Here is a 19179-nt window from a genome sequence, read left to right on the forward strand (position 1 = left end):
GCGGCTGAGGTGACCGCGTGCTGTTCGGCGATGCCGACGTCGAAGACCCGCTCGGGGAACTCCTTCGCGAACGCCTCCAGCCCTACGGGCTGCAGCATGGCCGCCGTGATGCCCACCACGTCCTCGCGGTCGGTGGCGACACGGACCATCTCGTCGGAGAACACCGACGTCCACGAGGGGCCGGAGACCTTCCCCTTCGCCGACACCGCGCCGATGGCGTGGAACTGGTCGAGCTCGTGCTGCTCCGCAGGGGCGTGGCCCTTGCCCTTCTGGGTGATGCAGTGCACGATCACCGGCCCGCCGAAGGACTTCGCCCGGCTCAGGGCCGACTCCACAGCCGCCACGTCGTGCCCGTCCACCGGGCCCACGTACTTCAGCCCCAGGTCCTCGAACAGCCCCTGCGGGGCCACCAGGTCCTTGAAGCCCTTCTTGGCGCCGTGCAGGGTGCCGAGCAGCGGGCCGCCGATGACGGGGGTCTGGCGCAGGGTGTCCTTGCCCCACTCCAGGAACCGCTCGTAGCCCTGCGTGGTCCGCAGCGTCGTCAGGTGCTCGGCGAGGCCGCCGCGGGTGGGCGCGTAGGAGCGGCCGTTGTCGTTCACCACGATCACCAGCGGCAGGTCCTTCGACGCGGAGATGTTGTTCAGCGCCTCCCAGGCCATCCCGCCCGTCAGCGCGCCGTCCCCGATCACCGCCACCACATGCCGGTCCCGCAGCCCCCGCAGTCGGTGCGCCTTCGCGAACCCGTCCGCGTACGACAGAGCCGTCGACGCGTGGGAGTTCTCGATCACATCGTGCTCGGACTCCTCCTGCGACGGGTAGCCCGAGAGGCCGCCCCGGCTCCGCAGCCGCGAGAAGTCCTTACGTCCCGTCAGGAGCTTGTGGACGTACGCCTGGTGGCCGGTGTCCCACAGCAGCCTGTCGCGCGGCGAGTCGAAGACCCGGTGCAGCGCGATCGTCAGCTCCACCACGCCCAGGTTGGGGCCGAGATGGCCTCCCGTGCGCGACACCGCCTCCACCAGGAAGTCCCTGATCTCGCTGGACAGCGCGGTCAGCTGGTGCGGCGCGAGGCGGCGCACGTCCGCCGGGCCGCTGATCGTGTCGAGGAGCGGCGTGGAGCTGGCGCTGACCCCGTTCTGCGAGCGAGAAGTCAAAATGCACCTCCATTGGTGGCGCGAGGGCGACGCTGCCCCCGCGGAATTCCTGTGGAACGGCCGACCACGGTCGGGGAGTTCATCGTGGATGGGGAGGGGGTACGGTGTGCCCCTGGCGCGGCGCCCACGCTACGGCGACGACGGCGCAGGGGCGTATGGCAATTGATTGCCGGTGGCCCGCTCCGCCCGCGCAGTGAATTGCTATGGCGAGCAGGTTTCTGCACTCCTAGCGTGACAATCCCTTGGAATGTGGACGAGCGGCGGCAGCCGCGACTGACCCAGAAGGTGTGCGCCCGCGGGATCGGCCCGGAAGTGCGCCCGCATCTTCGGACGGGGTATCCCTCATGGCAGTAGACATCAGTCCGGTGCCCACCAAAGGGCGTTTTCACGCCTACGTCAAACTGGGCAAGTTCGCCTTTTTCGACTACGACCTGTGTGTGCTGATCGTCTGGTGCGCGTTACCGGGCTCCCTGCTCTGGGAGCTTTCGACGTGGGCCACGCTCTTACTGTTCCTCGTCGGACAAGTGGCCATCTTCGCCGCGACCGTCACCTTCGACGACCTGACGGGGCTGCGCGACGGCAGCGACGCGCAGAACTACACCCCGGAGACCGGGCAGCTGCGGGACCTGTCCCGCAAACCGCTGCTCTCCGGCGCGCTGTCCGTGCGACAGGCCCGGATATTCGGCTGGGGATCGGTGCTGTGCGGCACGGTCTGCTGGTCGGCCGCGGCCCTGGTAGCCCCGCATCACCCCTGGTGGGTGCTGGTATTGCTGCTGGTGGTCGCCTCCGGCGCCGTCCAGTACTCCTACGGCCTGAAGCTCAGCTACCGGGGCGGCCAGGAGGTGCTGATGATCGGCACCACCGGGATGGTCGTGCTGATGCCCTACGTGCTGCTGACGGGTGAGGTCACCGGGCTCATCGCGCTGGAGACGGTCCTGTTCGGCGCGTGGGCGCTGCTGGTCGCCATGTACTCCAACATGAACGACCTGGAGGGCGACCGCAAAGTCGGCCGAGTCAACGTGGCCACCATGACGACGGCGGCGGGCTACCACGTCTTCCTGGTCGCCGTGAGCCTGATCGGACTGGTCTCCACGCTGGTCGGCGTCGCCGTGGACGCGGTCCCTGGCTGGTTCCTGCTGCTGCTCGCGCCGGTCTTCGTGCTGCGTGCCGCACAGCTGCGCGCGGGCGTCGTACGGGGCAATCCGCTCGCCGCCCGCATGCTGGGCATAAAGATCCACCGGTTGGGCGCCGTGCTGCTGTGCGTCGGCAACCTGCTTGTCGTGCACACCGGCTGACCGCGTCCCGCGGGGTGCCGCTCGCGCGGCCCTGGCCCGGCCGGATCGTCCGCCGCCGTGCCGTCTCGGCACGTGAGAATTCCCAGGTGAGTGGCTTGCAATTATTTGTGACAGGAGTCTGCTATATCCCTGGCACAGGGCGACCGCCAAGAATTGGTGCCGTCCGGCCTTTACCCGTTCCATGTCTGCAGGGAGCAGTCGATGCCATCGGTAAGTGACTCCACGCTCACACCCCCGCAGCAGCAGCGGAAGCGAATCCTCATGGCCGAGCCACGGGGATTCTGCGCCGGGGTGGAACGTGCGATCGGCATGGTCGAGAAGGCCCTTGAGCTGTACGGCGCGCCCGTTTACGTGCGTAAGCAGATCGTGCACAACCAGCATGTGGTCAACGAACTGGAGAAGCAGGGCGCGCGATTCGTTGATTCCGAGGACGAGGTGCCCGAGGGCGCCATCTGTGTCTTTTCCGCGCATGGCGTCTCACCGGCGGTCCGTGGAAATGCGGCGAGCCGCGAGCTGCGGGTCATCGACGCGACCTGCCCGCTGGTGTCCAAGGTGCACCAGCAGGCCAAGCGCTCGTCGGAGACCGGCCAGACCATCCTGCTCATCGGCCACTCCGACCACGAGGAGGTCGAGGGAACCGTCGGCGAGGCCCCGCAGGACACCATCGTGGTGGAGAACGTCGAGGACGCCAGGCGGCTGGAGTTCGCGCCGGGCACCCCACTGTCGTACCTCACCCAGACCACGCTGTCGCTGGACGAGACCAAGGACATCATCGACGAACTCACCCGCCGCTTCCCCGGCATCCAGGGCCCCGGCAGCGACGACATCTGCTACGCCAGCCAGAACCGGCAGAACGCCGTCAAGGACATCGCCGAACAGGCCGACCTGGTCCTGGTGGTGGGCTCGGACAACTCCAGCAACTCGGTGCGGATGGTCGAGGTCGCCAACCGGCTCGGCACCCAGTCGTACCTGGTCAACGACGTATCCAAGCTGGACGAGAGCTGGCTGGACGGTGTCGGTGTGGTAGGCGTGACCTCCGGCGCCAGCGCCCCCGAGATCCTCGTGCGGCAACTGGTCGAGCGCCTCACCGAGTTGGGCTACGGCGACATCGACAGCCTCACCACCACGACCGAGAACGTCGTGTTCTCCATGCCCGGCAGCCTGTTCACGCACACCGGGCGCCAGCGCCCCGCGTCGGACGGCGACCAAGCCCCGATCACCCGCTAGCAGGGAGACCGTCGTGACCGGATCTGTGCTGAAGACACCCGTGGCCACGGGGGAGGAGAAGACCGCCGCCCGGGCCGGCCTGGAGCGGCTGCTCGCCCGGGTGCAGCAGCGTCTCATCGGGCTGCTCGACGAGGAGCGCCGCGTCTGGGCGCGGCAGAACCCCGACTCGGTCGCCCTCGTCGACTGCGTCGCCGACGTCCTCTTCAGCGGCGGCAAGCGACTGCGGCCCGCCTTCTGCGCCGCCGGTTACCTCGCGGCCGGTGGCGACCCCGAGGCGATCGAGGTCGTGGACATGGCCGCCGCGCTGGAGGCGCTGCACACCTTCGCGCTGCTGCACGACGACGTGATGGACGCCTCCGACCTGCGCCGCGGCAAGCCCACGGCCCATGTGGCGCACGCGTCGCTGCATGAACGGGAGGGCTGGCGCGGCGAGCACCGGCGGTACGGGGAAGGGGTGGCCGTCCTCGCGGGCGACCTGGCCCTGACGTACGCCAACCGGCTCGCCGCGAGCGCGCCGCCGCAGGTGGTCGACGTCTGGGGTGAGCTGTGTACGGAGCTGATGGCCGGGCAGTATCTGGACATCCGCACCGCGGCCCGCTTCCAGCCCGATCCCGAACTGGCCCGGCACATCGCGCTGTTCAAGTCCGGCCGGTACACGATCTCCCGGCCGCTGTCCGTCGGTGCCCTGCTCGCCGGCGACACCGGCGCCCTGGAGGCGTTCGAGGAGTACGGGCTCGCTGTCGGCGAGGCGTTCCAGCTCCGGGACGACCTGCTGGACGCGTTCGGCAGTACGCGGGAGACCGGGAAGCCGAGCCAACTGGACTTCCGGCAGCACAAGATGACGATGCTGATGTCGTTCGCGATGCGGGACGAGCCCGCCGTCAGCGAACTCGTCGGCGGCGACCTGGCGGGCACCGACCCGGAGGAGCTGTACGAGCTGCTGGTCAGGACCGGCATCAGGGACCGGGTCGAGGCGGTCATCGAGGAGCGGGTGAAGGTCGCCTGCGAGGCCGTGCGCGCGGCGTCGGTCAGCCAGGAATGGGCGGCTGAACTGGCCGCGATGGCCCACCTGGCGGCGTACCGCGATCACTGAACCCTGCTCCGCCGCGACGTCGACGGTGACCTCGGCCGAGGCGGCGGGCAGAGCCGAAGTTCCGGCTAGCTGAAAACCTGTTCGTAGTCCACTCCTGACCAGCAATGCATCACTTCGGGTGAATCGCAGCCCTGAGCTTGCGGCCGCTGATGCGCGGTTGCCAAGCTGATGCGGAGTGTCAACCCTTGGGAGTGGACGTGGCCTTCGGCGAGCAGCCCGCATATCTCCGCGTGGCCGGCGATCTCCGGCAGAAGATCGCCGCGGGGGAGCTGCCGCCGCACACCCGCCTCCCCTCCCAGGCCCGCATCCGCGCGGAGTACGGCGTCTCCGACACCGTCGCACTCGAAGCCCGCAAGGTGCTGATGGCCGAGGGGCTGGTCGAGGGCCGCTCCGGCTCCGGCACGTATGTGCGCGAACAGCCCGTCCCGCGCCGCCTTGTGCGCACCGGGTACCGCACCGTCGCCGACTCCACCCCCTTCCGCCAGGAGCAGGCCGACGAGACCGTCAAGGGCACCTGGGAGTCGAGCAGCGCCCAGCAGGAGGCGACCGGGGACATCGCCGCCCGGCTGCTCATCGCCCCGGGCGAACGCGTCATGCGCACCCGCTACGTCTTCCGTGCGGCGGGAGAGGCCGCGATGCTCTCCACGTCCTGGGAGCCGCTGGCCATCACCGGCCGCACTCCCGTGCTGCTGCCCGAGGAGGGCCCGCTCGCCGGACGCGGCGTCGTGGACCGGATGGCGGCCATCGACCTGGTCGTCGACAACGTAGTCGAGGAGGTCGGCGCCCGCCCCGGCCTGGCCGACGAGATGCTGGCGCTCGGCGGTTCGCCCGGACACGCGGTGCTCGTCATCTCCCGTACGTACTACGCGGGCGGACGCCCGGTCGAGACGGCGGACATCGTGACCTCGGCCGACCGGTACCGGATCGCCTACCACCTGCCGGTGCGGTAGCGCCTGCCCCGGCGCCGGGGCAGGCGCAGGGCCGACCCCGGTGGCCGGTCCCGCCCCCACCACCGGACGGGTCCCGGCCCCAGGTGCTCACCGCTTTGCCGCTCGGCACCTCGTGTGGCGATGTCCGTCGCAGGCGACCGCCGAGTGGACCGGTACGGATGCCGGTATCGGCAGTCCGTACCTGGGGTGGCCGGATGCGTATCTCTTGGTGAGAAGTCATATCCGCTGAGTTAAGGTCGGGCGTACGCTCGGGCATATGCGGATCGCGGTTTCCTTAGACGGATTACGAAGGCGTACGCCGGGGCATCCCAGAGCGGGGGCGGAGGTGCGCGATGACTGAGAGCGGGCCTGTCCTGCCCTGGCTGGTTGTCCGCCAGGACGAAAGCGGCAACCGCTACCGGGTCGGGCGCTACGCCACGAAGATGGAGGCCGAACAGGTCGCCGACCGACTGGACGCGCGGGGCAGCAACCAGCTCTACGTGGTCGAGCGCTCTGGCGCCCCCCGGCGTACTGCCTAGTCCCGGTGCGGCGCGCGTGTGCCGGGCATTCGGCGTACGCGCCATGGGAGCGGCCTGATCCGGGCGGCGGCGCTCGGACGGCCATCCCGACCGACGCCGGAGCCGGGCGGCTGTGGCGCCCTCCCCGGACGGGCTCCGGCCGACCGGCCACGGTGGGGCGACGTGCTGCTTTCCCGCGCCCGGAAGCCGGTCGGGTGCGGGCGGGTTGGCCGTGCAGCGCCTAAGGTGCCGTGCGTGACAGAGCGCGTAGTAGTGGGCGGAGCGGTGTTCCACGAGGGTCGGCTGCTGGCCGCGCGGCGCAGTGCCCCGCCGGAGCTGGCCGGGCGCTGGGAGCTGCCCGGTGGAAAGGCCGAGCCCGGCGAGACTACGGAACAGGCCCTCGTACGGGAGCTCCGCGAGGAACTGGGCATCGAGGCGGAACCCGTGGAGCGCATCCCCGGCGCCTGGCCCTTGAAGCCCGGATACGTCCTGCACGTGTGGACGGCCCGGCTGCGGCACGGGCAGCCACGCCCGCTCCAGGACCACGACGAGCTGCGCTGGCTGGAGCCGGCGGAGGCGGGCACCGTGGACTGGCTGGAGCAGGACCGCCCCGCGGTGGCGGAGGCGATGCGCCGCCTCCGGCGCGAACGCGGCGACCCGCCGGACTCGCCGGACCAGCCACACTCACCGGGCGCGCCGGATTCCCCGGCGTCCCCGGCGTCCCCGCCCTCCCCGGCGAGCGCGCCCTAGCAAGGGGCCGCCCCAGGCCGCCAGGCCAGGAGAAGCAGCCCCGGCCCCTGGTGCGGCGCAGGGGCGTGCCCCGTCAGGGGCGCGGGGAACCGCGCGACCAGCCACGACGCACCCGCGGTCCGCGACGTACGGACGGGGGTCCCCCCCCAGCGTGATCCGCCGGACACGGCGCCGGACACGGCCTGGCAGCCGTCACGCCGACCGCCTCTCACCCGTCTCCGCCGTCGCCTCCGCAACGCCGCTCCATCGCGCCATGCGGCGCACCCTGGAGTGCACGCGTCACCGTGCGCCCGCCTCGGCCCGCCGGGCACAGCTGTGGCGCTGCCGCCGGACGGCGGTGAGCGGTCGCTCGCGCAGGGCGCCCAGCGGCGTGGAGGGAGCGCTCGCTCACCTCCTGGTACGCCGAACGTGCCACTGTGCTCCCGTGAGCACGATAGCTTCACCCGGATATCGGGTATGTGCTGATTAACCCCGCCGAATTTGGACATTCCGGAGGGGTCTCATCAGTGTTCAGGGGAAGTGGTCGGCGTGAACGACAGCGCAGAGGCAGTCGCGACCCCCGGGTTCGCCGAGTGGAGCTTCCCCGGGGCGCCCGATTCCCTGCGGACTGCCCGCTCACTGGTGCGTGAGTCACTCGACGCCTGGGGCCTTGAGGCCGTCAGCGATGTGACGGTCCTGCTGGTCAGCGAGCTGGTGACGAACTCCCTCCGCTACGCCAGCGGCCCCATCGGCGTCCGTATGCACTGCCGCCCCAGCCTTGGGCCCACAGGGCGCGCGCTGCTCGTCGAAGTGTCCGATCCGCTGACCGACCTGCCCCGCAAACGCGTCGCCGCGCCCGAGGACGAGGGCGGCCGGGGCCTGCAACTGGTGGCGTGCGCGTCCCGCCGCTGGGGAATCCGGCGCGGCAAGACGGGGAAGACGGTGTGGTTCGAGCTGACGCTGCCTGGTTAGGAGTGGAACGGGAGCGATCGGCGGAGCGGCGGCCGGCGCGCAACGCCTGGTGATCTTGCCGGGGGGTGCGCCGGAGATCCGCTGCCCGGGGCCCGCGAGACCGGTACCCGACCCCTGGTCACGGGTCGGGTCGTACGGCTTTGGGGGTTTCGCCGGGGTCTGCTGGGGTCCAATGGGGGGCCACTGGAAGGCTGTCAGGGGAAGCGCCGGAAACCGCCGGATGGTTCTCTGAGCTGTACACGATCGCGAATTCGCACCGGAGTGCGTTGAGACCGTGCTGTGATCGTGAAGGCCGTGCGGCAAAAGGCCGGGGTACTGGATACTCGGCCTTCTGAGGCCGGTCCGAGCACCTGAGCCGGAGGAGACGGGCGCGTGAGCAACATGCCAACGGGGGCGGGTACGCCCGAGGGAACGGACGTCACATCGATGGCGACGCCGGTATGGCAAGGCAGTCCGCCGGGCTCCATCTACGACTATGTCCGCGTGGCCTCCTTCTCGCTCGGGCCCGACGGCCGCATAGAGCAGTGGAGCGAGCGCGCCGCTGAGCTGCTGGACGTCCCGGCCCATGAGGCGGTCGGCCGCGACCCGGTGGAGGTCTTCGTGCCGCCGGAGCTGCGGGAGCGCGGCCACCGCAAGGTGGCCGAGCTGCTGGACGGCCGCGAATGGACCGGCCTGGTGCCCTATCTGCTGCCCCGGCCACGGACCGAGTCCACATCCCAGCAGCAGGCGCGGCCGGAACCGGAACCGGAAGATCACAAACAGTCAGAGCACGGCCCGTCAGGTACGCCCCAGCGGGTGGGGGCCAGGCAGCCGGAGGCCGGAGCCGGGCACGGCTCCCCGTCTCGTTCCACCGAGTCCGCGTCCGAGCGCGGGCCCGGGGCCGGGACCGGCGCCGGCGAGGACCCGTACGGCCTCGCCGAGATCTACCTCATGCCGACCAGGAACGAGGACGGGGAGCGCTCGGCGCTTTGCATAGCCGTCGACGTCAGCGCGCTCCGCCGCATCGAAACCGACCTCGCTGCCTCGCAGGCCGTTTTCGGTCAATCTCCGCTGGGTTTCTTCTTTGTCGACATGGATCTGCGGCTCCTGCGGGTCAACGAGAGCTTCGCCCGTGCCTTCGGCCGCCCCGTCGAATGGCACCGGGGCCGCAGCCCGTACGACTTCCTGCCGCATGCCGAGGCCGACCGGTTCAGCGCCTCGCTGCGTCGGGTCCTGGAGACGGGTGTGCCGGTCACCGGCATGCAGATCATCGGCTCGCGGTACGGCGAGACCGAACGGCACCGCTGGCAGGCGTCGTTCTACCGGCTGCACAGCGGCTCCGGCCGCCCCATCGGCGTCGCCGGGATCGTCATCGACACCACGGGGCGCCGCCGAGCCGAGCAGGAGGCGGCGGGCGTCCGCCGTAACCTCGCGCTGCTGAACGAGGCGGGCGCGCGCATCGGCACCTCCCTCGACCTGGAGACCACGGCCCGCGAGCTGCTCGCCGTCGCCGTGCCCCAGTTCTGCGACCTCGCCTCCGTCGACCTCTTCCAGAACCTGCTCGCCGGAGACGACGCCCCGCCCGGTCTCCGGGGGCCCGCTGTGGGGAAGCCGCGCGACCGCGGCACGGGGGAGGAGGCGGGAGCGCCCAGCGCGGAGCTGCGCCGCGTCGCCTTCGCCAGCGCCGTATCGGACGGACCGGTGGCGATCACCGGCTGTGTGGGCGCCCTCGACGGTGACGACACCGCTGACGGGCCCGGTGAGCCGGCGGGCGGCACGGACGCCGCCGCCACCGGCGGGGAGGCTCCCAGCACCGCGAACGGGCTCGTGCGCCGCAAGCCGCGCGGCGCCTACGAGACCGACGAGCCGCCGCCCCAGAGCGCGTACGGCCGCCGCTCGCAGGCCTACACCAGCAAACCCGTGCAGGTCGGCGAGGTGCACCGGTACGCGTACGGCACGCCCTGTGCGGCAGCCCTGCGCAACGCCCAGGTGCGGGTCATCCCCGGCCGGGAGAGCACCGGCCCCGACGGTGACGGCAACGTGGAGCTGAGCGCCGTCGTCCAGTCCACGCTCGCCGTGCCGATGGTGGCCAGGGACACGGTCGTCGGCCTGGTCCAGTTCTCCCGTACGAAGGGCAGCGAGCCCTTCGGCGAACGCGACACCGCCCTCGCCGTCGAACTCGCCGCCCGCGCCGCCGTCTGCATCGACAACGCCCGCCTCTACCGCAGGGAGCACGAGCGCGCGCTGATCCTGCAACGCAGCCTGCTGCCGCCCGGCGACCCCGAGGCAGCGGGACTCGACATCGCCTGCCGGTACCTGCCGGGCAGCGAGGCGACCGAGGTCGGCGGCGACTGGTTCGACGTCATCGAGCTGCCAGGACACCGCACCGCCCTCGTCGTCGGCGACGTGATGGGCCGGGGACTGCGGGCGGCCGTCGCCATGGGCGAACTGCGCACCGCCGTCCGCACGCTGGCGATGCTCGACCTGGAACCGGCGGAGGTGATGACGGCGCTGGACGAGATCGCGCACGGCCTCGGCGACCCCGGGCCGACCTGGTCCTCCAGCCAGTCCTCGGGCCGCTCCGGCACCAGCCGCTCCGGGCGCACCGCCAGGGCGGGCGCGGCCGGCGACTCCGACCTCTCCGAGGTCTACCTCGCCACCTGTGTCTACGCCGTGTACGACCCGGTCACGCGGCGCTGCACGATAGCCAACGCCGGGCATCTGCCGCCGGTGCTCGTGCCCGCGGGCGAGGACGCGCGGCTGGTGGAGCTGCCGCCCGGCATGCCGCTCGGCGTGGGAGGCGAGCCCTTCGAGGAGAAGGAGTTCGAACTTCCCGACGGCGCGCTCCTCGCGCTGTACACAGACGGGCTTGTCGAGTCACGGGAGCACGCGCTCGACGTGGGTATCGAGTCGCTGCGGGCGGCGCTCACCGACCCGCCGGTCACCGACCAGGACGACCCCAGCCCACTGGAGGGCTTCTGCGACCACGTGCTGTACGCCCTGGGCGCCCACAGCGGTGAGGACGACACCGCCCTGCTGATGGCCAGGGTGCAGGGGCTGCCCGCCCATTCGGTCGGCGACTGGCGGCTGCCGCGCGAGCCAAGGTCGGTCGGGCGCGCCCGCGAGCTGGCCTGCCGCCAGTTGCGCGCCTGGGGTCTTGAGCAGCTGGTGGACACGACCGAGCTGCTGGTCAGTGAGCTGGTGACGAACGCCCTGCGCTACGGCGAGATGGGCGTCCCACCGGCGAAGCAGGGCGGCGAGATCCGGGTACGGCTGCTGCTTGACCGCAGCCTGGTGTGCGAGGTCTGGGACGGCGGCCTGGTCCAGCCGCGCCGCCGCCGGGCCCGCGACACCGACGAGGGCGGCCGGGGCCTCCAGCTGGTCGGCCTGCTGGCCGCCGCCTGGGGCAGCCGCCGCACGCCGCTCGGCAAGACGGTGTGGTTCGAACTCGCCCGGCCCAGCGGCGACCCCGGCGAGACGGAGTCCGAGGAGTCGTTGCTCAGCCGGTTCTAGCGGCCGTTTCCAGCGCGGACCGGGGGACGGCGCGGGCTGGTCGTACGCGTGGGACTGGTCATACCTGCGGGGCTGGTCGTACGCGTGGGGCTGGTCGTACGTGTGGGGCTGGCGTGCTGGTGTACAGGCGCGGACCTGACGTGGCCGGTCGGTCCCGTGGGGCGGACGGGACGGGCGGGCCCGGCCGTGGTGGCCGGGCCCGCCCGCGTCCGCGCGTCAGCCAGTGCCCTCTTCACCCCGACGGCGGATCTTGTTGCCGAGCCACACCAGCGGGTCGTACTTGCGGTCCACCGCCCGCTCCTTGAGGGGGATGAGCGCGTTGTCGGTGATCTTGATGCCTTCGGGGCAGACCTCCGTACAGCACTTGGTGATGTTGCAGAAGCCGAGGCCGTGCTCCTCCTGGGCGGTGCGCTTGCGGTCATGGCCGGTCTCGGCGGCCGCGTCCAGCGGGTGCATGTCCAGTTCGGCGATGCGCATCAGGAAGCGCGGCCCGGCGAACGAGGCCTTGTTGTCCTCGAAGTCACGCACCACATGGCAGGTGTCCTGGCACAGGAAGCACTCGATGCACTTACGGAACTCCTGCGACCTCCCTACGTCCTCCTGCCGCATCCGGTACTCGCCCGGCTTCACATCGGCGGGCGGCACGAACGAGGGGATCTCGCGCGCCTTCGTGTAGTTGAACGAGACGTCCGTCACCAGGTCCCGGATAACCGGGAAGGCGCGCATCGGCGTCACGGTGATCGTCTCGTCCTGCTCGAAGACGGACATGCGGGTCATGCACAGCAGCCGTGGACGGCCGTTGATCTCGGCGCTGCACGAACCGCACTTGCCCGCTTTGCAGTTCCACCGGACGGCCAGGTCCGGCGTCTGTGTCGCCTGTAGCCGGTGAATGATGTCGAGGACGACCTCACCCTCGTTGACCTCGATCGTGTAGTCGGTGAGCCCGCCACCGTCCACGTCGCCCCGCCATACCCGGAAGTGCGCCTGGTAACTCACTGGCTCAGCTCCTCGTCCATCAGGTACTTCACCAGTTCGTCCAGTTCGAAGAGCTCCAGCAGGTCGGGCCTGATGGGCGGTGTCTCACACCGCTCCAGCCGGATCTGCCCCGCCGGGCTCCCCACCATCGCCTCTATGGGCGCGTCACCGCCCGGTACGGCGGCCCCCTGTTCCGGCCCCGCGTCTTCATCGGATGTCAGGTCCGATCGCATTCCTGGTTCGCGTTCCGGTTCGGCGTCCGACGTCAGATCCGACCGCGTCCCTGGTTCCGCGTCGGAGAGCAGATCCGACCGCATCCCCGGCTCTCTTTCCGGTCCGGCGCCTGGCCCGGGCGCCGCCGCCGACATCGCCGTGTCCGTGTCCGGGCTCGCTTCCGCGTCGGCGGTAGCGGCGAGACGGCAGACGAGGTTGACCCGCCGCCAGCGCCGTTCCATCGACGGGAAGTCGTCGCGGGTGTGTCCGCCCCGGCTCTCCGTACGCTCCAGTGCCGCGCGTGCGACACACTCGCTGACCAGCAGCATGTTGCGCAGGTCGATCGCCAGGTGCCAGCCCGGGTTGAACTGCCGGTGTCCCTCGACCCCCGCGTGCCGCGCCCGTTCCCGCAGGTCGGCGAGGCGGTCCAGGGCCTCGCTCATCTCGTCCTGCTTGCGGATGATGCCCACGAGGTTGTTCATGGCTTGCTGGAGTTCCTGGTGGATGGTGTACGGATTCTCGGCCGGGCCGTGGGCGATGTGGGTCCCGCCGCCCTCCGCGCTGAACGGGCGCAGCGCCTCCGCTTCGGCGGCGGCCGCGTCGGCGTCCGCGATGGCCGGGCGGGCTCCCGTGGCGAAGCCCGCCGCGTACTGCGCCGCGTACAGGCCCGCCCGCCGCCCGAAGACGAGCAGGTCGGAGAGCGAGTTGCCGCCCAGCCGGTTGGAGCCGTGCATGCCTCCGGCGACCTCGCCCGCGGCGAAGAGGCCGGGGACGCCGGTCGCCGCCGCCGTGTCCGGCTCGACCTGGACGCCGCCCATCACGTAGTGGCAGGTGGGACCCACCTCCATCGGCTCGGCGGTGATGTCCACATCCGCCAGTTCCTTGAACTGGTGGTGCATGGACGGCAGCCGCCGCTTGATGACCTCGGCGGGCATCCGTGTCGAGACGTCCAGGAACACCCCGCCGTGCGGGGAGCCGCGGCCCGCCTTGACCTCGGAGTTGATGGCGCGCGCCACCTCGTCGCGGGGCAGCAGCTCGGGCGGTCGGCGGTTGTTGTCGGGGTCCTCGTACCAGCGGTCGCCCTCGTCCTCGGACTGCGCGTACTTCTCCTTGAAGACGTCCGGGATGTAGTCGAACATGAAGCGCTTGCCCTCGCTGTTGCGCAGCACTCCACCGTCGCCGCGCACCGACTCGGTGACGAGGATGCCCTTCACCGAAGGCGGCCAGACCATGCCCGTCGGGTGGAACTGCACGAACTCCATGTGGATCAGCGGCGCCCCGGCGAGCAACGCGAGCGCGTGCCCGTCACCGGTGTACTCCCAGGAGTTGGACGTCACCTTGAAGGACTTGCCGATGCCGCCGGTGGCCAGCACCACCGAGGGTGCCTCGATGGTGAAGAACCGCCCGGACTCCCGCGCGTAACCGAAGACCCCGGCGACCCGGCCCCCCTCCCCGTCCGCTCCGCCCTCCTTCAGCACGCGGGTGACCGTGCACTCCTGGAAGACCTTCAGCCGCGCCTCGTGATCGCCGAACTCCTTCTCGTCCTCCTGCTGGAGGGAGACGATCTTCTGCTGGAGGGTGCGGATCAGCTCCAGGCCCGTACGGTCTCCGACGTGTGCGAGCCGTGGGTACTCATGGCCGCCGAAGTTGCGCTGGGAGATGCGGCCGTCGCTGGTCCGGTCGAACAGCGCGCCCCAGGTCTCCAGCTCCCACACCCGGTCCGGCGCCTCGCGCGCGTGCAGCTCCGCCATGCGCCAGTGGTTCAGGAACTTTCCGCCGCGCATGGTGTCCCGGAAGTGCACCTGCCAGTTGTCGCCCTCGTTGACGTTGCCCATGCTGGCCGCGATGCCGCCTTCGGCCATCACCGTATGGGCCTTGCCGAACAGCGACTTGCAGATCACGGCCGTGCGCATGCCCTGCTCGCGCGCCTCGATGGCGGCACGTAGACCTGCCCCGCCAGCGCCGACCACGACGACGTCCCACTCCTGTCGCTCGACTTGCGTCATGTCTCTTGTTTCCCTCTCAGCAGCTTCAGAGTTCCCCAGCGCCGTGCGGGCGGCGTGCCCGGGCTTCCGCCGGTGCGCTGGTCATGTGCCGTGATGTGCCGTGGACGTCAAAGGTGGACGTCAGCAGTGGACGTCAGAAGAAGACTGGGTCGTCGAACGCCCCGGTCGCGAGCAGATACACATAGAGATCGGCGAGCGCGACGCTGACAAGCGAGACCCAGGCCAGCAGTGCGTGCCGGCCGTTCAGCACGCCGACCCACCCCCACAGCCGGTACCGCACCGGATGCTTGGAGAAGTGCTTGAGCCGACCGCCGACGATGTGCCGGCAGGAGTGGCAGGAGAGGGTGTACGCCCACAGCAGTACGGCGTTGACGAGGAGGACCAGGGTGCCGAGCCCCATGTGGCCCCACTCGTAGTGCTTGTCGCGGAAGGCCAGCACCGTGTCCCAGGTCAGGATGCTGGCGACGAGGACAGCGGCGTAGAAGAAGTACCGGTGGATGTTCTGCATCACCAGCGGGAAGCGGGTCTCACCCGTGTACCGCTTGCGCGGCTCGGGGACGGCGCAGGCCGGGGGCGACGCCCAGAAGCCGCGGTAGTACGCCTTGCGGTAGTAGTAGCAGGTCAGCCGGAAACCCAGCGGCAGAATCAGGATGATGATGGCCGGTGAGATCCCCCACCAGCCGCCCAGCAGGTCCCAGTTGGGACCGGCGCGCATGGACTCGCAGTTCTCGGCGAGGCACGGCGAGTAGAACGGCGACACGTAGGGCGCCTCGTAGTAGTCCCCGTTGGCGAACGCCCGCCATGTCGAGTAGACGACGAAGGCGAGCAGCCCCGCTGCGGACGCGGCGGGCATCAGCCACCAGCGATCGGTGCGCAGATGACGTTCCGGGATGGCGGCGCGCGACGTACCGTGCACGCCGTGCGCTCCCGTCTGGACTTGAGGGTCGGTGCCTGTGGCCAAGGGAGACTCCGCGGTGGCGTGGTAGCGGCTCAGGTGTGAGCGGGTCGGTCAGCTGGGATGGGTCGGTGGGCGGGGTGGTGGGTCGGCTGGGTCAGTGGGCTGGGCGTGTGAGGAGGGCTGGGGTGTGTGAGCGGGGTGCGCGGTGAGGACGGTGAGGTTTCGGTCGCGGGCGGCCGGGCGGGCGGTGACCGTGACCGGGACGACCGGGGCCATGACCGGGACGGCTGCGGTACGGCGGACGCGGTGCGGTGGTGCCTGCGGGGCGCCGGGCCCGGCGGGCTGGCGCGTACGCGCGGGCGCGGGCGCGGGCGTGCCGGACGGTTCGCCGCCGTGCCACCGTCCCGCCGCTGACCAGCCACGATCGCGTACGGGCGGACGCGGGCGACGGCTGAGCGCCGGGCGGCGGGGCGTCCCGGGAGGACCGGGGCAGCGCTGGCCACGAAGCGGTGGCCCGCTGAAGTGGTGACTCATGGCAATGACCGCTCTCTGGGCACCCTCGATGCTCGGTTCGCGCGCCCGCATGGCGGCCGGGTCAGGGCGCGTGGCCCCAGCGGGACCCGAGCCCCTCGTCCTGGGCGTCCGCCCACAGGGAGGTGTCATACGGCGCGTCAGAGATGAGAACGACCTCCGGGCGGATACGTTCCGGCGCGGCGCCCTCGCACAGCAGAGCCAGGCTCTCGCGCAGATGCTCGGTGTCGGTGCGGACCCTCCGGATGTCCAGGCCATCGGAGCCCACCTGCTGTTCCAGCCGCCCGACGGAGCGGACCAGCTCGTCGAGGCTGCGCTGAACTGCCGTCAAATCATCTTGTACGGACATGACTTGTCCTCACTTCCGCGATTGCGGACGGCGACACTCATGCGACAGCGAGTGTCGCGCGCCGTGCCCGCCGTTGGGAAGGGATCTGCCGGGATTACGGGCGCACACCGGTGTCATCGCGCCCCTTCTGTCTCACGACCGAATCTGATCGCCGATCCTCGGCGGCCGGGCCGGGCCGGGCGTCCCCGGGCGGGGCCGCGCCCGGCGAGCGGAGCGGGGCGGCCGACACCCCTCGGCATCCGGCGCCCCTCGGCATCCGGCACCGCGCGCCGACGCCCGGCACCCCGCGCCCGCGCCCCGCCTACGCCCGGCACCACCGCCACGCGACCGCGGCGCCGCGCCCACTCGTCGCCCGCTACGCCGGGCGGGTGACCTTCCCTCCGCGCCCGCCGTGTCGGCACGGCGTCCCGTCGGCCGTCGCCTTCAGTGAGTGATCGGTAGATGCGATGAGCGGCACAGCCCCCGGAGGTACCAGCCATGTCAGTCGACGGCGTCACGACAGGCCCGGCGTCCCGCACACGCCGCTGCGCCGCGCTGCTCGCAGCCGGGGTCCTGCTGCCTCTCCCCGTGCTGACCGGATGCGGCTCGGGCGACGACAAAGACGCCCTGGCCCACACCGCGCGCGATGTCAGCAGCGCCTCCCGTGACGACCTCGCCGGACGGGGCACGGTGCGCTGGGCGCTCGACGCGCGGCCCGAGACGCTCAATGTCTTCCAGACCGACGCCGACACCGGCACCGAGCGGGTCGCGGGCGCGGTGCTCCCCTCCCTGTTCACCCTGGACGCGAGGGGCCGCCCGCAGCGCAACGCCGACTACCTGGAGTCCGCCGAGGTCGTCGAGAGTGAGCCGAAGCAGGTCGTGCTGTACCGGCTGAACCCGAAGGCGGCCTGGAACGACGGCCGCAACCTCGGTGTGGAGGACTTCATCGCCCAGTGGAAGGCGCTGCGCGGCAAGGACAACGCGTACTGGACGGCCAAGAACGCGGGCTACGACCGCATCGACAAGATCACCGCCGGTGAGAAGGCGGGCGAGATCAAGGTCACCTTCGCCAAGCCGTACGCCGACTGGCGGGCCCTTTTCACGCCGCTGTACCCGAAGAGCATGATGTCCAGTCCCGCGGCCTTCAACGACGGAGCGCGCACCGGGCTCACGGCCACGGCGGGCCCCTTCAAGCTGGGTGACACGGGCGGCGGGGCCGCAGCGGCGAAGGAGAAGCCTGACGGGCGGGGCGCGGCGCGGCGCGGCGAGGCCGGGAAGCCGGAGGCCCTGACGCTCGTACGGGACCCGCGTTGGTGGGGCGACCGGGCCAAGGTCGGCAAGCTGGTACTCACCGCCGTGCCGCGCGATGAGAGGGCCGCCGCGCTGGCCTCCGGCAGGCTCGACCTCGCCGACATCGACCGGGCCACCGCCGACCGGCTGGCGGAGGCGGCGCGATCGGAGGACAAGGCAGGCAAGAAGCGGCCCGCCGCCGGGCCGCCCGCCGCGGCCGGGGCCGACGCCGCGAACAGCGCGGGCGCTCTGCGTGCCTGGGTGATGAAGCACGGCCCGAAGCGGGCGCGGGCCCAGGCCGCGCAGGCCATGCGGGACGAGCGGGCGGCGGCGGCCCGCCGGGCGGCCGAGACGCGGGCCCTGCGCGGCTTCACGGTGCGCAAGTCGCTTGAGCCCGCTTATACCCAGCTCGCGCTGAACGGCACGGCCGGGCCGCTCGCCGACGAACGGGTGCGACGCGCTGTGGCCCGGGCGATCGACCGGCAGGCACTGGCCGACGCCGTACTGGACCCGGTGGGCCTGGCCACGAAGCCGCTCGGCAGTCACCTGACGATGGCGGGCCAGCACGGGTACAAGGACAACAGCGGCACGATCGGCGGCCAGGACACCGAGATGGCCCAGTCGCTCCTGGCCGACGCGGGCTGGCAGCCGGGGGAGCGCAGTGGCCGGGAGAAGTCCACGGACGCGAAGACCGACGCCAAAAGAGACGCCAAGAGTGACGCGAAAACGACCGGCGACGGGCCGAACGCGGACCCGGGCCCGGGGCGCCCGGACGGCAAGGCGGAGGGGCCGGAGCCGGACCAGGCCCAGCTGGACCCGGCCAAGCGGGACCAGCCCGAGCGGGACGGCACCGACGAGAACCGCTCCCAGAGGAACGGGCCCGAGCGAAACGGCCCGGGGAAGAACGGCGGCCGCGACAAGGACGCGCGGATCGGCACCGTACGGGGCGGGATGCCGGTCCGTATGAAGGACGGCGACCCCCTGGCGCTGCGCTTCGTCCTCCCGGCGGGCCCCGGCTCGGAGCAGCTGCGCGGCGTGGGTGAGCGGATCACGCGCATGCTGGGCGAGGTGGGTATCCGTACGGACATCAAGCGCGTGGCGGACCACAGCTACTTCAAGGACCACGTGGCGGCGGGGGACTATGACCTCGCCCTGTACTCGTGGCCCGCCAGCCCCTTCCCCGCGACGGACGCCCGCCCGATCTTCGCGAAGCCGCGACCGGCGGAGGACGGCTCGCTGCTCGTCGAGCAGAACTACACGCGGGTCGGCACCGACCAGATCGACCAGCTGTTCGACCAGGCGTCCACCGAGCTCGACCAGGACGCCGCCCGCAAGCTGATCCAGCGGGCCGACGCCCGGATCTGGGCCGCCGCCGGTTCGATTCCCCTCTATCAGCGCCCGCAGCTGGTCGCGGTCCGTTCCGACCTGGCGAACGTCGGGGCCTTCGGCTTCGGGACCCCGCGCTACCAGGACATCGGATACAGGAAGTAAGGACGGCGCAGAGGCGGCTCTGCCACCGCCACCGGCACTGC

The 19179-nt window shown here is 71.3% G+C and carries 15 protein-coding genes; 10 read left to right on the forward strand and 5 right to left on the reverse strand.

The window, feature by feature from the left end:
* Positions 1-1151: 1-deoxy-D-xylulose-5-phosphate synthase N-terminal domain-containing protein (locus tag AC5P1B_RS14105; RefSeq protein WP_493887375.1), on the reverse strand; the 1151-nt coding region annotated here is incomplete at its 3' end.
* Positions 1152-1495: 344 nt separating this feature from the next.
* On the opposite strand from AC5P1B_RS14105, the gene AC5P1B_RS14110 reads away from it, so the two are divergent.
* The 8 genes from AC5P1B_RS14110 (at position 1496) to AC5P1B_RS14145 (ending at position 11406) form a co-directional block, all read left to right on the forward strand.
* A complete protein-coding gene (locus AC5P1B_RS14110) occupies positions 1496-2446 on the forward strand; it encodes a UbiA family prenyltransferase (protein ID WP_493887376.1) in 951 nt (316 codons plus the stop codon).
* A gap of 201 nt (positions 2447-2647) precedes the next feature.
* On the forward strand, positions 2648-3673 hold the full coding sequence (locus tag AC5P1B_RS14115) for a 4-hydroxy-3-methylbut-2-enyl diphosphate reductase (protein ID WP_493887378.1): 1026 nt from the start codon (positions 2648-2650) through the stop codon (positions 3671-3673).
* A gap of 13 nt (positions 3674-3686) precedes the next feature.
* Positions 3687-4766 carry a polyprenyl synthetase family protein gene (locus AC5P1B_RS14120; RefSeq protein ID WP_493887380.1) on the forward strand — a complete coding sequence of 360 codons (1080 nt, stop codon included), beginning with the start codon at positions 3687-3689 and terminating at the stop codon, positions 4764-4766.
* A gap of 197 nt (positions 4767-4963) precedes the next feature.
* A complete protein-coding gene (locus tag AC5P1B_RS14125; protein WP_493887645.1) occupies positions 4964-5716 on the forward strand; it encodes a GntR family transcriptional regulator in 753 nt (250 codons plus the stop codon).
* Between the two features lie 332 nt (positions 5717-6048).
* On the forward strand, positions 6049-6234 hold the full coding sequence (locus AC5P1B_RS14130) for an SPOR domain-containing protein (protein ID WP_493887381.1): 186 nt from the start codon (positions 6049-6051) through the stop codon (positions 6232-6234).
* Positions 6235-6468: 234 nt separating this feature from the next.
* Positions 6469-6963, forward strand: a complete 495-nt coding sequence (locus tag AC5P1B_RS14135; RefSeq protein WP_493887383.1) for a (deoxy)nucleoside triphosphate pyrophosphohydrolase — start codon at positions 6469-6471, stop codon at positions 6961-6963.
* A gap of 519 nt (positions 6964-7482) precedes the next feature.
* On the forward strand, positions 7483-7914 hold the full coding sequence (locus AC5P1B_RS14140; protein WP_493887385.1) for an ATP-binding protein: 432 nt from the start codon (positions 7483-7485) through the stop codon (positions 7912-7914).
* A 381-nt stretch (positions 7915-8295) separates the two neighbouring features.
* Positions 8296-11406 (forward strand): SpoIIE family protein phosphatase, encoded by a 3111-nt coding sequence (locus AC5P1B_RS14145; protein WP_493887646.1) that lies wholly within the window; start codon positions 8296-8298, stop codon positions 11404-11406.
* Positions 11407-11622: 216 nt separating this feature from the next.
* On the opposite strand, the gene AC5P1B_RS14150 is transcribed toward AC5P1B_RS14145, so the two are convergent.
* From AC5P1B_RS14150 to sdhC, 3 genes are all read right to left on the reverse strand, one after another.
* Positions 11623-12402, reverse strand: coding sequence for a succinate dehydrogenase/fumarate reductase iron-sulfur subunit (locus tag AC5P1B_RS14150; protein ID WP_493887386.1), 780 nt, complete (start codon positions 12400-12402; stop codon positions 11623-11625).
* Positions 12399-14600: a fumarate reductase/succinate dehydrogenase flavoprotein subunit gene (locus AC5P1B_RS14155; protein WP_493887388.1), complete on the reverse strand. Its 2202-nt coding sequence runs from the start codon at positions 14598-14600 to the stop codon at positions 12399-12401. Before AC5P1B_RS14155 ends, AC5P1B_RS14150 begins: the two co-directional genes overlap by 4 nt.
* A gap of 133 nt (positions 14601-14733) precedes the next feature.
* Positions 14734-15561, reverse strand: a complete 828-nt coding sequence (gene sdhC / locus AC5P1B_RS14160; protein WP_493887390.1) for a succinate dehydrogenase subunit SdhC — start codon at positions 15559-15561, stop codon at positions 14734-14736.
* Positions 15562-15687: 126 nt separating this feature from the next.
* On the opposite strand from sdhC, the gene AC5P1B_RS14165 reads away from it, so the two are divergent.
* A complete protein-coding gene (locus AC5P1B_RS14165; RefSeq protein ID WP_493887391.1) occupies positions 15688-15912 on the forward strand; it encodes a hypothetical protein in 225 nt (74 codons plus the stop codon).
* Between the two features lie 181 nt (positions 15913-16093).
* Here the strand turns inward: AC5P1B_RS14165 and AC5P1B_RS14170 are convergent, their stop codons facing one another.
* Complete coding sequence (locus tag AC5P1B_RS14170; RefSeq protein ID WP_493887392.1) at positions 16094-16378, reverse strand: Rv0250c family protein; 285 nt, start codon at positions 16376-16378, stop codon at positions 16094-16096.
* 477 nt (positions 16379-16855) lie between these two features.
* On the opposite strand from AC5P1B_RS14170, the gene AC5P1B_RS14175 reads away from it, so the two are divergent.
* Positions 16856-19138 carry an ABC transporter family substrate-binding protein gene (locus AC5P1B_RS14175; RefSeq protein WP_493887393.1) on the forward strand — a complete coding sequence of 761 codons (2283 nt, stop codon included), beginning with the start codon at positions 16856-16858 and terminating at the stop codon, positions 19136-19138.
* Positions 19139-19179: the final 41 nt, after the last annotated feature.

This window comes from Streptomyces sp. A01 (genome assembly GCF_059026195.1).

Bases quoted from the DNA above. Each gene is read 5' to 3' on its own strand.
- AC5P1B_RS14110 (WP_493887376.1), top strand. From the start codon at position 1,496: ATGGCAGTAGACATCAGTCCGGTGCCCACCAAAGGGCGTTTTCACGCC.
- AC5P1B_RS14115 (WP_493887378.1), top strand. From the start codon at position 2,648: ATGCCATCGGTAAGTGACTCCACGCTCACACCCCCGCAGCAGCAGCGG.
- AC5P1B_RS14130 (WP_493887381.1), top strand. From the start codon at position 6,049: ATGACTGAGAGCGGGCCTGTCCTGCCCTGGCTGGTTGTCCGCCAGGAC.
- AC5P1B_RS14145 (WP_493887646.1), top strand. From the start codon at position 8,296: ATGCCAACGGGGGCGGGTACGCCCGAGGGAACGGACGTCACATCGATG.
- AC5P1B_RS14155 (WP_493887388.1), bottom strand. From the start codon at position 14,600: ATGACGCAAGTCGAGCGACAGGAGTGGGACGTCGTCGTGGTCGGCGCT.
- AC5P1B_RS14170 (WP_493887392.1), bottom strand. From the start codon at position 16,378: ATGTCCGTACAAGATGATTTGACGGCAGTTCAGCGCAGCCTCGACGAG.
- AC5P1B_RS14175 (WP_493887393.1), top strand. From the start codon at position 16,856: ATGTCAGTCGACGGCGTCACGACAGGCCCGGCGTCCCGCACACGCCGC.